The sequence below is a fragment of the Pelomonas baiyunensis genome (assembly GCF_043555935.1).
Classification (GTDB): Bacteria; Pseudomonadota; Gammaproteobacteria; order Burkholderiales; family Burkholderiaceae_C; genus Pelomonas; species Pelomonas baiyunensis.
This window is the reverse complement of sequence record NZ_JBIGIB010000001.1, coordinates 879,155-891,440: the sequence shown is the minus strand read 5'-3', so window position 1 is coordinate 891,440 and position 12,286 is coordinate 879,155. Positions and strand designations below refer to the sequence as shown.

Here is a 12,286-nt window from a genome sequence, read left to right as displayed (position 1 = left end):
CCCAGGCTTGGAGGCCCTTTCAGCAGAGCCGAATGAGCTCTGCGGAAAGCAGGAGCCCTCCCGGGCTCCGTGCAAATGTCATGAACTTAGATCTTGCCGACCAGGTCCAGCGACGGGGCGATGGTCTTGGCGCCTTCCTTCCACTTGGCCGGGCAGACCTGGCCGGGGTTGGCGGCGGTGTACTGGGCGGCCTTCAGCTTGCGCAGGGTTTCCGACACGTCACGGGCGATTTCGTTGCTGTGCACTTCGGCCGTCTTGATGACGCCTTCCGGGTTGATGATGAAGGTGCCGCGCAGGGCCAGGCCTTCTTCCGGGATGTGCACGCCGAAGGCGTTGGTCAGCGTGTGGGTCGGGTCGCCCACCAGCGGGAACTTGGCCTTGCCGACGGCCGGCGAGGTCTCGTGCCACACCTTGTGCGAGAAGTGCGTGTCGGTCGTCACGATGTAGACCTCAGCGCCCAGCTTCTGGAACTCGGCGTAGTTGTCAGCGGCGTCTTCCACTTCCGTCGGGCAGTTGAAGGTGAACGCGGCCGGCATGAAGATCAGCACGGACCACTTGCCCTTCAGGGACTCGTCGGACACGCCGACGAACTTGCCGTTGTGGAAGGCTTCGGTCTTGAAGGGCTGAACTTGGGTGTTGATCAGGGACATGGATGCTCCGTGAGGGCTGGGTTGATGGGATAGCCAGAACTATATAGATCCTGGCGTTTCAGTTGAAAACATTAATCAAATGACCGCTATTGGTGGAGCCTATGGCGGGGCTCAGGCCTCGTAGCGGCGGTCGTAGAGCTGGTGCGGGCTGAGCTTCACACGCAGCATCTGCGCCGACGCGAGCGCGGTGATGGCGTATTCACCAGCGGCCGTGTCGCGTCGGATGGGAGAGCCTAGTGCATCTCCGTGTCGATTCATAACCGCACTGACGATGGGCGTATTGCCCGCAGTGCCTCGCCGCACCGCCACGGCCAGTTCGCCGCTGGCGAGCTTGACCAGCGTGCCCGGCGGATACAGGCCGAACTCTTTGACCAGCAGCGCGGCGAACGGGTGGCCGTTGCTGCCGGTGTACAGGGCCTTGGCGGCTTGCGGGGCCGAGAGCCCGGCCCGCCCGCCGCGGCTGGCCAGCTTGGCCAGGAAGATGTCCACCAGGCGCAGCAGTTGCGCGGTCTCGGTGGGCTCGGCAGTGCCGCTGGGGTAGCCGCCGCCGCCGGGTTGCTCGTGGTGCTGGGCCACGGCGGCCAGCCAGTCGGCGTCGTCCAGGCCGGCGGCGCGCAGCAGGGCCACAGCTTCATCGGGGTGGCGATCGATCGCGGCACGGTGCGCAGGAATCAGCTTGCCGCCGCGCGAGGCCAGGCGTCCTTGCAGGTCGATGATGGAGAGGTTCATCGTCAGCGCCGCGCCCACCAAACTCTTCTGCCGTTCGGGCGACCAACCCAGCCGCCGAGACAGCAGCGAGCACACCGCTGCGGTGTGCAGCAGGTGCACCAGGCCGTAGACCTCGTGGCGCGCGTGGTCGTGCTGGATCACGACGAACAGCAACTGGTCGCTGAAGCGATCGGCCCAGCCGATGAGCTGCGCCGCACACTCCTTCACCCGGGGCAGGAACAGCGTTTCCTGCGGCGCGCGAAGCAACACCGACAGCCGGGTCTGCAGCGCCTCCCAGCGCGCGAAGAAGTCTTCGCTGCCCGTGCCGCCGTCTCCGCTGCGGCCCGATGCCTCGCGCAGTTCGTCCAGGTCCACGAACACGCCGCGATTGAGCAGCGCCTCGCGCATCTGATCGTTGGGCACCATTTGCCCCTTGGCCAGCAACAGCTTGCCTTCGGCATCTCGCACGCCGAAGGGCAGCGCGGCACCCGCTTTGATGTGCCCGCCAACCTGTTGAATGGGAACCAATTTCATTTCCCGATGATCACCGGAAAATGACAACCCGCCCTCAGGATTGACAGCAGCGCGTCAGTTTTCGAGTGCCAACAATTCCTCGACTGTCTGCCGGCGACGGATGCGCCGCGCGGCGTCGCCGTCCACCAGCGCCTCCGCCACCAGCGGCCGGCTGTTGTAGTTGCTGGACATCGAGGCGCCATACGCCCCCGCGTCGTGCACGACCAGCAGGTCGCCCACCTGCGCATCCGGCAGCGCGCGGGTCAGCACCTCGCCGCCCGCGGCCTGCGTGAAGACGTCGCCCGATTCACACAATGGACCGGCCACCACCACCTCCCGCACCGGGCGCGCCGCGCCGTCGCGCGGCAGCAGCGTCATGTCGTGGAAGCTGCCATACATCGCCGGGCGCATCAGTTCATTGAAGCCAGCATCCACCAGCACGAAGCGGTTGGCCCCGGCGTTCTTCACGGCCCGCACCTCGGCCAGCAACACAGCACTCTCGGCCACCAAGTAGCGGCCGGGCTCCAGCTCCAGGGTCAGGTCGTGCCCGACCAGCACCTGGGCTTCCCGGCGCGCGGCGTCCCAGAGGCCGAAGTAGTGGTCCACATCAATGCCCGCGTCGCCCTCGCGGTAGGGAATGGACAGCCCGCCGCCCGCCGAAATGGCGTGCAGGTCATGACCGGCCGCCACCGCCTGCTTCACCAGGCCCACCATGGCCTGGCCGACTTGGGCCAGGTGTTCGTAATCCACCCCGGAGCCGATGTGCATGTGCAGGCCCACGAGCGTCAGGCCGTGCTGGCGAATGGCCGCCAGCGCCTCGGGCAGGTCTGCATGCCAGATGCCGTGCTTGCTGTGCTCGCCGCCGGTGTTCGTCTTGTGGCTGTGGCCGTGGCCGAAGCCGGGGTTGATACGCAGCCACACGGCGTGCCCCGGCGACGCCGCGCCCAGCTGGTGCAGCATGTCGATGGAGCCGGCATTCACCGGGATGCGGTGCTCGACGACCGTGGCCAGCGTGGCGTGGTCCAGCAGGTCCGCGGTGAAGACGATCTCGTCACCGCCCGCCGTGTAGCCGGCGGCCAGCGCGCGCAGGATTTCGCCGCGCGACACCGCATCCACCTTGACGCCCTCGGCCCGCAGCACGCGCAGGATGTGCGTGTTCGAGCAGGCCTTCTGCGCGAATCGCACCACGTCGAACCGCTTCAGTGAAGCGGCACGCGCCCGAATGGTGGCAGCGTCGTACACCCACAGCGGCGTGCCGTGCTCGGCAGCCAGTGCTTGCAGGCGGGTGGGGTTCAGGGCGGCGGGCAAGGGTTTGGTCATGGCGTGCAGCATGCCCGGCCCAACCCATTCAATCAAATTGCAATTCTTCAGTACGTGATTCAATCCTGATATGGACATTCAGCACCGCCACATCGAAGTGTTCCGCGCTGTGATGACGGCCGGCAGCGTCACGGGAGCTGCCGCCCTGCTCCACACCTCGCAGCCCACGCTGTCGCGCGACCTCGCGCGACTGGAACAGCTGCTGGGCTACGCGCTGTTCGAGCGCGAGCGTGGCCGGCTGCGGGCCACGGCGCGCGCCCGGGCGCTGTTCGACGAGGTGGAGCGCAGCTTTCAAGGCCTGGCCCGCGTCATCGAGCATGCGCAAGCCCTGGGCCGCGACGAAGGCGCCGAGCTGAGCGTGCTGTGCCTGCCCGCGCTGAGCCACGCGCTGCTGCCGGGCGCGCTGGCCACCCTGCTCACGCACCACCCGGCCGCCCGTGTCGACATCACGCCCGCCGAGCCGCCCTTGCTGGACGCCTGGATGAGCGAACAGCGCTTCGACCTCGGGCTGGCGGAACAGGCCACACCCCTGCCCGGCGTGCGCGTGGAGCCGGTGCTGGAAGCCGACGAGGTGGCGGTGCTGCCGGCCGACCATCCGCTGGCCTCCCAAGCAAGGCTGAAGCTCACGCACTTTGAGGGCCACGGCTTCATCAGCCTCGCCGCGGACGACCCCTACCGCCGGGAGATTGACGCTCGCTTCGACGCCGCCGGGGTCACCCGCCGGCTGCGCGTGCAAACCCACAGCGCCGTGGCGGTGTGCGAGCTGGTGCGCGCCGGCTTGGGGCTGGCGATCGTGAACCCGCTGACCGCCGCGGCCTGCGCAGGCGACGGCCTGGTGGTGCGGCCGCTGACCGTGTCAATTCCGTACCGGGTCAGCGCGCTGATGCCGCTGCACCGGCCGGCACAGCCGCTGGCCGAGCGCCTGCTCAGCGCGTTGCGGCCGCGCGGACGACCTGGGGCTTCTCGCCGAAGCGCTTGACGATGCTGGCCTCGATGCCCGCCGCGTCCAGGCCGCACAGGCTCATCAGCTTGGCGGGGTCACCGTGCTCGACGAATTCGTCCGGCAGGCCCAGTTGCAGCACGGGAATAGCAATGCCGGCAGCATTCAAGGCCTCGGTGACGGCGCTGCCAGCGCCGCCCATGATGCAGCCGTCTTCCACGGTCACCAGGGCGTCGTGCGTGCGGGCCAGTTCCGCCACGAGTTCAGCGTCCAGCGGCTTCACGAAGCGCATGTTGGCCACCGTGGCATTCAGCCGCTCGGCCGCGGCCAGTGCCGGGTAGAGGAGCGTGCCGAAGGCCAGGATGGCGATGCGTTCGCCCTGGCGGCGCAGTTCGCCCTTGCCCCAGGGTTGCGCCGTCATCTCTGCCACCGGCGTGACGCCGGCGCCCGAGCCGCGCGGGTAGCGCACGGTCACAGGGCCGTCGTGCAGGAAGCCGGTGTACAGCGCCTGCCGGCACTCGTTTTCATCGGCCGGCGTCAGCACCGCCATGTTGGGAATGCAGCGCGTGTAGGCGATGTCGTAGTTGCCGGCGTGCGTGGCACCGTCGGCCCCCACCAGGCCGGCGCGGTCCAACGCGAAGAGCACCGGCAGGTTCTGGATGGCGACGTCGTGCACCATCTGGTCGTAGGCGCGCTGCAGGAAGGTGGAATAGATGGCCACCACCGGCTTCACGCCCTCGCACGCCAGGCCCGCCGCGAAGGTGACCGAATGCTGCTCGGCGATGCCGACATCGTGGTACCGCTGCGGAAAGCGCTTGTGGAACTCCACCATGCCCGAGCCCTCGCGCATGGCCGGCGTGATGCCCACCAGGCGCGGGTCGGCCTCGGCCATGTCGCACAACCAGTCACCGAACACTTGCGTGAAAGTGAGCTTGGGCGGCGTGGCCGGCTTCACAAAGCCCACAGCCGGGTCGAACTTGCCGGAGGCCGCGTGGTACTTCACCGGGTCGGCCTCGGCCAGCTTGTAGCCCGCCCCCTTCTTGGTGACGATGTGCAGGAACTGCGGGCCCTTCTTGTCGCGCAGGTTCTCCAGCGTCGGGATCAGCGATTCCAGGTCGTGCCCGTCGATCGGGCCCACGTAGTTGAAGCCGAACTCCTCGAAGATCGTGCCGGGCACGACCATGCCCTTGGTGTGCTCTTCAAACTTACGGGCAAATTCATACAGCGGCGTGTGCTTGAGCACGCTCTTGGCGCCTTCGCGGGCGGCCGTGTAGAAGCTGCCGCTCATCAGGCGCGCGAGGTACTTGTTCAGCGCGCCCACTGGCGGGCTGATCGACATGTCGTTGTCATTCAGGATGACGAGCACGTCACCCAGCACGCCGCCGTGGGCGACGCCAGCGTTGTTGAGCGCCTCGAAAGCCATGCCAGCGGTCATGGAGCCATCACCAATGATGGCCACCGCCTTGCGGCTCTCGCCCTTGAGCTTGGCGGCCATGGCCATGCCGTGCGCGGCAGAAATACTGGTGGACGAGTGACCGGTGCCGAAGGTGTCGTACGGGCTTTCGTCCCGCCGCGGAAAGCCGCTGATGCCGCCGAGTTGGCGCAAACCGCTCATGCGGTCGCGGCGGCCGGTCAGCACCTTGTGCGGGTAGGTCTGGTGGCCCACATCCCACACCAACCGGTCTTCCGGCGTGTTGAACACGTAGTGCAGCGCCACGGTCAATTCCACCGTGCCGAGGTTGGACCCTAGGTGCCCGCCGGTCTTGGAGACGCTCTCCAGCACGTAGGCGCGCAGCTGGTCGGCCACTTTTTTCAGCTCGGTGCGCGGCAGCCGGCGCAAGTCGGCGGGGCTGTCGATGCTGTTCAGCAGGCTGTAGTCCATGGCGAAGCTCTTCAGGGGTGATGCAACCGAGCCGGGCTCAGTTGTCTCGCTCGACGACGGAGTCGGCCAGCAGGCTCAAGTGGCTGACATTGGTCAGACCGCTGGCCGCCAGGGCCGACTTGGCCTCGGCACGCAGTTGCTGCGCCAACGCGCGGGCAGCATCCAGGCCCAGCACGCTGACGTAGGTGGGCTTGTTGGCGTCTTGGTCCTTGCCGGCCGTCTTGCCCAGCACATGCGACTCTTGCGTCACATCCAGGATGTCGTCCACCACCTGGAAGGCCAGGCCCAGCGCAGCGCCGTAGTCCGACAGGCATTGGGTGGCTTGCGCCGAGGCGGGGCCACAGGCGGCGCCCATCATCACGCTGGCCTGCAAAAGCACGCCGGTCTTGCGGCGGTGCATGTCGCGCAGCGTGCATTCATCCAGCTGCTTGCCGATGCTCGCCAGGTCGATGGCCTGACCGCCGGCCATGCCGTCGTGCCCAGCCGACCGGGCCAGCAGCGCACACAAGCGGGCCTGCAGCGCGGGCGCGATGCCCTCGTCGGGCGTCAGCACCTCGAAGGCCAGCGCCTGCATGGCGTCACCCGCCAGCATGGCCTGGGCCTCGCCGTAAGCCACGTGCGTGGTCGGCTTGCCGCGGCGCAGCACGTCGTCGTCCATGCACGGCATGTCGTCATGCACCAGCGAGTACGCGTGAATGAGTTCCACCGCGCAGGCCGCTCGCATCGCGGCGAAGGTGTCACCACCCACGGCGGCGCAACTGGCCAGCACCAACAAGGGGCGAAGGCGTTTGCCGCCGCCCAGCACCGCGTAGCGCATGGCCTCACCCAAACCAGCGGGCGCACCGGCCGGCACCAGGCCATCCAAGGCCGCCTCAAAGGCGGTCAGCGATGCCTGCGTCCAGCGCTCAAATTCAACTGCGTTCAAGATTCCGGGCCCTCCCAGGCCTTCAGGTCCGCGCCGTCCAACAGCTTGACCTGCTGCTCCACCGCCTGCAGGCGCCCCCGGCACAGCGCGAGCAACTCCGCGCCGCGCTTGTAGCTGTCCAGCAGCCGGTCCAGCGGCAGTTGCTGGCCTTCCATGGCCGCCACCAAGCGCTCCAACTCGTCGAGTGCTTGCTCGTAGCTCAACGCCGGAGCGTCGGGCGTGGCGGATTTGGTGCGGGATGGGGGTTTGGTCATTTCAAAGCGCGAAACGGCAATTGTAGTCAGCGGGTTAACCCAAACCGCCCGTGCCCTCGGCCCCGCGTCGGCACGGCGAGACAGGCATGCGTAGAATCCCGACCCTCTCGCCCGAGCGCGCCCGCGCGCCCGCTGGCACTCCCCACCACCACGCAACCTGGCCGACTCGGTTTGTTCCGAGATGCGCCGGAGGGACGCAGCACCCCTACTCCGCCTGAAAGACCCGCCTGGATCATGTCCGACCTGAGCCTTCCCGTCTCGGCGCTGCAACGCAGCCAGACCCAGCTCCCGGTGAGCGCCTACTTCGACTCCGATCTGTTCCAGCGCGAGCAGGCGAGCCTCTTTCAGCGAGGGCCCCGCTATGTCGGCCATGCACTGGCTGTCCCCGAGATCGGGGACCACTACGCCCTGCCGCAAGAAGGAGAAGGTCGGGCCTTGGTGCGGTCGGCGCAGGGCATCGAGCTGCTGTCCAACGTGTGCCGGCACCGCCAGGCGGTCATGCTCAAGGGGCGGGGCAACAGCAAGTCCAACATCGTGTGCCCGCTGCACCGCTGGACGTACTCGCACCAGGGCGAGCTCATCGGCGCACCGCATTTCGACCACGACCCCTGCCTGAACCTCAAGCAGTACAAGCTGCGCGAGTGGAACGGCCTGCTGTTCGAAGACAACGGTCACGACGTGGCCGCCGAACTGACCCACCTGGGCCCGCGCGCGCAGCTGGATTTCTCCGGCTTCGTGCTGGACAAGGTGCAGGTTCACGAGTGCAACTACAACTGGAAGACCTTCATCGAGGTCTATCTGGAGGACTACCACGTCGGCCCGTTCCACCCGGGGCTCAGCGGTTTCGTCACCTGTGACGACCTGGCCTGGGAGTTCGGCAAGCACCACTCCGTGCAGACCGTGGGCGTGCACAAGGGCCTGGAGCGTCCGGGCTCGCCGGTGTACCAGCGCTGGCACGACCAGCTGATGACGTACCGCCAGGGCCGCCCGCCCGAGGCCGGTGCGATCTGGCTGACCTACTACCCGCACATCATGGTGGAGTGGTATCCGCACGTGCTGGTGGTGTCGACGCTGCACCCGCAAGGGCCGCAGAAGACGCTGAATCTGGTGGAGTTCTATTACCCCGAGGAAATCGCCGCCTTCGAGCGCGAATTCGTCGAGGCCCACCAGGCGGCCTACATGGAAACCTGCGTGGAAGACGACGAGATCGGCGAGCGCATGGACGCCGGCCGCAAGGCGCTGTTCGACCGGGGCGACAACGAAGTCGGCCCTTACCAGAGCCCCATGGAAGACGGCATGCAGCACTTCCATGAATGGTTCCGCCGCCAGATGGGCATGGACGCGACCGCCTGATGCCCGCATCGGTGCTCATGGTTCTGGCGACCTTCCTGTTCGCCACCATGGGCGTGTGCGTCAAGCTCGCCAGCGAGCTGTACGCGGCCAGCGAAATCGTCATGTACCGGGGCCTCGTGGGCTCGGTGATGATGACGCTCATCGCCCACCGCCAGCGCGTCAGCCTCAAGACCCGGCTGCCGGGCATGCACCTGTGGCGCAGCATCTCGGGCGTCACGTCGCTGTGCCTGTGGTTCTACGCCATCGGCAAGCTGCCGCTGGCCACGGCCATGACGCTGAACTACATGTCCTCCGTCTGGATGGGTCTGTTCCTGCTCGGCGGCGCGGTGCTGCTGGGCGCGCAGAAGCTCGACTGGCGGCTGATGGCGGCGGTGTTGCTGGGCTTCGTGGGCGTGGCGCTGATCCTGCGCCCGACGCTGGACCAGCAACTGCTCTGGTACGGCCTGGCCGGCCTGCTGTCCGGCATGATCGCCGCGATGGCCTACCTGCAGGTGTCGGCGCTGGGGCGGGCGGGCGAGCCCGAATTGCGCGTGGTGTTCTATTTCTCCATCGGCGGCTGCCTGGCCGGCGCGGCGGTCACGGCGGTCACCGAGGGCGGGCTGAGCGCCCACACCTGGCGCGGCGCGGCGCTGTTGCTGGCCGTGGGCGTTCTGGCCACCACCGCGCAGGTGTGCCTGACGCGCGCCTACTCCATCGGCCGGCCGCTGGTGAACGCCTGCCTGCAGTACCTCGGCATCGTGTTCTCCTTCCTGTACGGCATGCTGCTGTTCCGTGACCCACTCACGTGGCAGGCGACGGTGGGCATGCTGCTGATCATTGGCGCCGGGCTGACCGCCACCCTGCTGCGCAGCCGCGTGGCACCACCCGCCAAGGACAGCCAGTTCAACCCTGCTGAATCCTGAGCCCTGGTCGGGCGCCACGTCTGCACGGCAACGACCCGGGCCTTTTTCCACGGAGACCCCTGCTCATGCCTTTCCAGACGCTGATTTCCGCCGCAGACCTGCGCGCGCTGCGCGACCCGCTCGTCATCGATTGCAGCTTTGATCTGGCCGACACCGACGCGGGCGAGCGCGCCTATGCCGCTGGCCACATCCCCGGCGCCTTCTATCTGCACCTGGACCGCGACCTGTGCGGCAACAAAACCGCGCCGGACGGCGCTTTCCGCGGCCGCCACCCGCTGCCCTCCCGCGAGGCGCTGACCGCTGTGCTGCGACGCCTGGGCCTGACGGCCGACCGGCAGGTGGTGGCGTACGACCGCCAAGGCGGCCCCTATGCGGCGCGACTGTGGTGGATGCTGCGCTGGATGGGGCACGACGCGGTGGCGGTGCTGGATGGCGCCTGGGATGGCGAACTCAGCACCGACACGCCCACCGCCGTGGCCACCGAGTGGTGCCCCGGCGAACCCAGCGTGGCCACGCTGGATGCGCGCATGTTGCTGGGCCGCCTCGGGCGGGTTCGGCTGGTGGACGCCCGCGCGGCCGAACGCTTTCGCGGCGAAGTGGAGCCGCTGGACCCGGCCGCCGGCCACATCCCGGGCGCCAGCAACCGGTTCTTCAAAGACAACCTGGGTGCAGACGGTCGATTCAAGCCGGCCGCCCAACTGCGCGCCGAGTTCGAGGCCCTGATCGCCCCGTTCGCGGCGCGGGATGTCGTTCAGCAATGCGGCTCCGGCGTCACGGCCTGCCACAACCTGCTGGCCATGGCCCACGCCGGGCTGGGCGACAGCGTGCTGTATCCGGGGTCGTGGAGCGAGTGGTGCAGCGACCCGAGCCGCCCGCTCGCCCGCGGCTGACGCCGACGCACCGGCACCACGCCACGGCTTGATCTCCGACAAACCACCGCGCGGCCGTTGGGCCACACTGAAGTCCTCCCCTCACCCCTGGAGGACTGCATGTTCCAACGCATCCTGGTGCCGACCGACGGCTCCGACATCACCGTCAAGGCCGTCAACATGGCGGTACAGCTCGCCAAAGCCCACGGCGCACAGCTGCTGACACTGAGCGTCATGGAGCCCTTCCCCTACAGCGCGGTCTCGGAGATTCAGCCCGTGCCGCCGCAAGAGTTCATCGACGCCCAGCAGCGCGTGGCCAGCCAGCGTGTGCAGGCCGTGGTGGAAGCGGCTGCGGCACAAGGCCTGGCCTGCAAGGGCCACACGGTGGAAGCGCTGCACGCCTGGGAAGCCATCCTGGACCACGCCAAAGCCGAGGGCGCCGACCTCATCGTCATGGCCTCCCACGGCCGCCGTGGCGTTGCCGCCCTGCTACTGGGCAGCGAAACCCAGAAGGTGCTGACCCACGCCGAACTGCCGGTGCTGGTGGTGAAGTGATCCCTCGGCCGGGCGCTGCCCGGCCCACACAGCCCGCGTTCCAGTGACAAGGGTCGCAGTTTGCGACGCCTTGCGCTGCCACGGTGCACGCAGACCCGCTCAAAAATGGCATCGATTGCTGAGGCAACGCCCCGCTGGCGCTGCCCCATCCCGCCTCCACCCTGAGGCTGCGGACAGCCAGGTTGCCATGACGGGTCCCGAAACCACGCCACCAACTGCCACTGCCGACCGACGCGTCGAAGAACGCCGCACCTACCGCACCACGGCGGTGGCCGTGGCTGCGGGCCAGGAGTTCGCCGTCCGCACGCGGGACATCAGCCGCAGCGGTGTCTGCATCGTGACGGCCATCAATCCGCCAGCCGGCCTGAAATTCCGCCTGCGCATGCAACTCACCCGCCAGCCCCAAGGCACGGCGTCCTTCGAGGTGGAAGTGCAGGTCATGCACAGCGTGTTTGCCCGCCAGGAAGACGGTTTCCGGATCGGCCTGCGTTTCGTGCAGGCCAGCAGCGACCTGATGCGCGCCATCGGGCACTTCATGGAGGCGTGATCCGCCCCGGATTACCGAAGGCCGCCGCGGGCGGCGCCCCTCAGTGCGCGCCGTGCAGCATCTGCGACACGCCGAAGGCCACGCCCAGCCCCACAGCCAGCCACACCACCTGCGCCAGCGTTTCACGCCAGGCCAGGCGCTGCTGCAACTGCGGCAACAGATCGGCCACCGAGATGTAGATGAAGCTGCTGGACGCCAGCACCAGCAGGTAGGGCAGCGCGCCATCGAAGCTGCCGATCAGGAAGTACCCCAGCACGCCGCCCACCACCGAGGCCATGCCCGAGATGGCGTTGAACAGCAACGCCTTGCGCCGCGACAGACCGGCGTTCAGCAGCACGATGAAGTCGCCCACCTCCTGCGGAATCTCGTGCATCACGATGGCCAGCGCCGTGGCCACGCCCAGCTTGGCATCCGCCAGGAAGGCCGCGGCGATGATGGCGCCGTCGCAAAAGTTGTGGATGCTGTCGCCCACCAGCACGGTCAGCCCGCCGCGGCCGGCCTGCTCCGCGTCGAAATGGTGATGGTGGTGGTGGCCGTCGTCCTCGTGGTGGTGGGTGTGGCGGTACAGCTCCACCTTCTCCAGCAGCCAGAAGAACAGCAGCCCGCCCAGCAGCACGGCAAACAGCGTCTGCGGCTGGGCCGAATGGCTCTCGAACGCCTCCGGCAGCACGTTCAGCAGTGACGTGCCCAGCAAGATGCCGGCCGACAGGCTCACCAGGCTTTTCACCAGCCGGGTCAGCACACCCACGGTAAGGCTCGCGGCGACAAGCACCGACAGCAGCCCGCCCGCAAAGGTGGCGAGCACGATGTAGAGAAGGGTCATGAGTTCAGGCAAAAGCAACGGGCCACAGTCAAGAACTGCGGCCCG

13 protein-coding genes are annotated in these 12,286 nt (G+C 67.9%); 6 read left to right on the top strand and 7 right to left on the bottom strand.

Going from position 1 to position 12,286, the window contains the following annotated elements; all coding sequences use genetic code 11:
- Nucleotides 1-86: 86 nt before the first annotated feature.
- The 3 genes from ahpC to lysA all read right to left on the bottom strand — a co-directional run bounded on the left by ahpC (nucleotide 87) and on the right by lysA (nucleotide 3,191).
- Entirely contained in the window at nucleotides 87-650 is a 564-nt protein-coding gene (ahpC, locus tag ACG01O_RS03975; protein ID WP_394381589.1) for an alkyl hydroperoxide reductase subunit C, read from the bottom strand.
- 111 nt (nucleotides 651-761) lie between these two features.
- A complete protein-coding gene (locus ACG01O_RS03970; protein ID WP_394381587.1) occupies nucleotides 762-1,892 on the bottom strand; it encodes an HD-GYP domain-containing protein in 1,131 nt (376 codons plus the stop codon).
- A 54-nt stretch (nucleotides 1,893-1,946) separates the two neighbouring features.
- Nucleotides 1,947-3,191 carry a diaminopimelate decarboxylase gene (lysA, locus tag ACG01O_RS03965; protein ID WP_394381586.1) on the bottom strand — a complete coding sequence of 415 codons (1,245 nt, stop codon included), beginning with the start codon at nucleotides 3,189-3,191 and terminating at the stop codon, nucleotides 1,947-1,949.
- Nucleotides 3,192-3,261: 70 nt separating this feature from the next.
- Between lysA and ACG01O_RS03960 the strand changes: the two genes are divergently transcribed.
- Nucleotides 3,262-4,170: a LysR family transcriptional regulator gene (locus tag ACG01O_RS03960; RefSeq protein ID WP_394381585.1), complete on the top strand. Its 909-nt coding sequence runs from the start codon at nucleotides 3,262-3,264 to the stop codon at nucleotides 4,168-4,170.
- Here ACG01O_RS03960 and dxs read toward each other — a convergent pair.
- From dxs to xseB, 3 genes are read right to left on the bottom strand one after another with little or no spacing between them, the layout of a single operon-like run.
- On the bottom strand, nucleotides 4,118-6,013 hold the full coding sequence (gene dxs, locus ACG01O_RS03955) for a 1-deoxy-D-xylulose-5-phosphate synthase (RefSeq protein WP_394381583.1): 1,896 nt from the start codon (nucleotides 6,011-6,013) through the stop codon (nucleotides 4,118-4,120). The genes ACG01O_RS03960 and dxs overlap by 53 nt on opposite strands.
- Nucleotides 6,014-6,050: 37 nt before the next feature.
- Nucleotides 6,051-6,938 carry a polyprenyl synthetase family protein gene (locus ACG01O_RS03950; protein WP_394381581.1) on the bottom strand — a complete coding sequence of 296 codons (888 nt, stop codon included), beginning with the start codon at nucleotides 6,936-6,938 and terminating at the stop codon, nucleotides 6,051-6,053.
- Entirely contained in the window at nucleotides 6,935-7,192 is a 258-nt protein-coding gene (xseB, locus tag ACG01O_RS03945; protein ID WP_394381579.1) for an exodeoxyribonuclease VII small subunit, read from the bottom strand. The genes ACG01O_RS03950 and xseB overlap by 4 nt, the downstream gene beginning before the upstream one ends.
- A gap of 234 nt (nucleotides 7,193-7,426) precedes the next feature.
- Between xseB and ACG01O_RS03940 the strand changes: the two genes are divergently transcribed.
- The 5 genes from ACG01O_RS03940 to ACG01O_RS03920 all read left to right on the top strand — a co-directional run bounded on the left by ACG01O_RS03940 (nucleotide 7,427) and on the right by ACG01O_RS03920 (nucleotide 11,418).
- The gene (locus ACG01O_RS03940) at nucleotides 7,427-8,545 is read left to right on the top strand and encodes an aromatic ring-hydroxylating oxygenase subunit alpha (protein WP_394381577.1); all 1,119 of its coding nucleotides are present in this window, start codon (nucleotides 7,427-7,429) and stop codon (nucleotides 8,543-8,545) included.
- 17 nt (nucleotides 8,546-8,562) lie between these two features.
- Nucleotides 8,563-9,447 carry a DMT family transporter gene (locus tag ACG01O_RS03935; protein WP_394381575.1) on the top strand — a complete coding sequence of 295 codons (885 nt, stop codon included), beginning with the start codon at nucleotides 8,563-8,565 and terminating at the stop codon, nucleotides 9,445-9,447.
- 65 nt (nucleotides 9,448-9,512) lie between these two features.
- Complete coding sequence (locus ACG01O_RS03930; RefSeq protein WP_394381573.1) at nucleotides 9,513-10,337, top strand: sulfurtransferase; 825 nt, start codon at nucleotides 9,513-9,515, stop codon at nucleotides 10,335-10,337.
- Nucleotides 10,338-10,436: 99 nt separating this feature from the next.
- Nucleotides 10,437-10,871, top strand: a complete 435-nt coding sequence (locus tag ACG01O_RS03925; RefSeq protein ID WP_394381572.1) for a universal stress protein — start codon at nucleotides 10,437-10,439, stop codon at nucleotides 10,869-10,871.
- 187 nt (nucleotides 10,872-11,058) lie between these two features.
- Nucleotides 11,059-11,418 carry a PilZ domain-containing protein gene (locus ACG01O_RS03920; protein ID WP_394381570.1) on the top strand — a complete coding sequence of 120 codons (360 nt, stop codon included), beginning with the start codon at nucleotides 11,059-11,061 and terminating at the stop codon, nucleotides 11,416-11,418.
- Between the two features lie 40 nt (nucleotides 11,419-11,458).
- On the opposite strand, the gene ACG01O_RS03915 is transcribed toward ACG01O_RS03920, so the two are convergent.
- Nucleotides 11,459-12,241, bottom strand: a complete 783-nt coding sequence (locus ACG01O_RS03915; protein ID WP_394381568.1) for a ZIP family metal transporter — start codon at nucleotides 12,239-12,241, stop codon at nucleotides 11,459-11,461.
- Between the last annotated feature and the right edge of the window lie 45 nt (nucleotides 12,242-12,286).

Coding starts and splice junctions, on each gene's coding strand:
- ACG01O_RS03920 (WP_394381570.1), top strand. CDS start 11,059: ATGACGGGTCCCGAAACCACGCCACCAACTGCCACTGCCGACCGACGC.
- ahpC (WP_394381589.1), bottom strand. CDS start 650: ATGTCCCTGATCAACACCCAAGTTCAGCCCTTCAAGACCGAAGCCTTC.
- ACG01O_RS03970 (WP_394381587.1), bottom strand. CDS start 1,892: ATGAAATTGGTTCCCATTCAACAGGTTGGCGGGCACATCAAAGCGGGT.
- ACG01O_RS03960 (WP_394381585.1), top strand. CDS start 3,262: ATGGACATTCAGCACCGCCACATCGAAGTGTTCCGCGCTGTGATGACG.
- lysA (WP_394381586.1), bottom strand. CDS start 3,191: ATGACCAAACCCTTGCCCGCCGCCCTGAACCCCACCCGCCTGCAAGCA.
- dxs (WP_394381583.1), bottom strand. CDS start 6,013: ATGGACTACAGCCTGCTGAACAGCATCGACAGCCCCGCCGACTTGCGC.
- ACG01O_RS03940 (WP_394381577.1), top strand. CDS start 7,427: ATGTCCGACCTGAGCCTTCCCGTCTCGGCGCTGCAACGCAGCCAGACC.
- ACG01O_RS03935 (WP_394381575.1), top strand. CDS start 8,563: ATGGTTCTGGCGACCTTCCTGTTCGCCACCATGGGCGTGTGCGTCAAG.
- xseB (WP_394381579.1), bottom strand. CDS start 7,192: ATGACCAAACCCCCATCCCGCACCAAATCCGCCACGCCCGACGCTCCG.
- ACG01O_RS03925 (WP_394381572.1), top strand. CDS start 10,437: ATGTTCCAACGCATCCTGGTGCCGACCGACGGCTCCGACATCACCGTC.
- ACG01O_RS03930 (WP_394381573.1), top strand. CDS start 9,513: ATGCCTTTCCAGACGCTGATTTCCGCCGCAGACCTGCGCGCGCTGCGC.
- ACG01O_RS03915 (WP_394381568.1), bottom strand. CDS start 12,241: ATGACCCTTCTCTACATCGTGCTCGCCACCTTTGCGGGCGGGCTGCTG.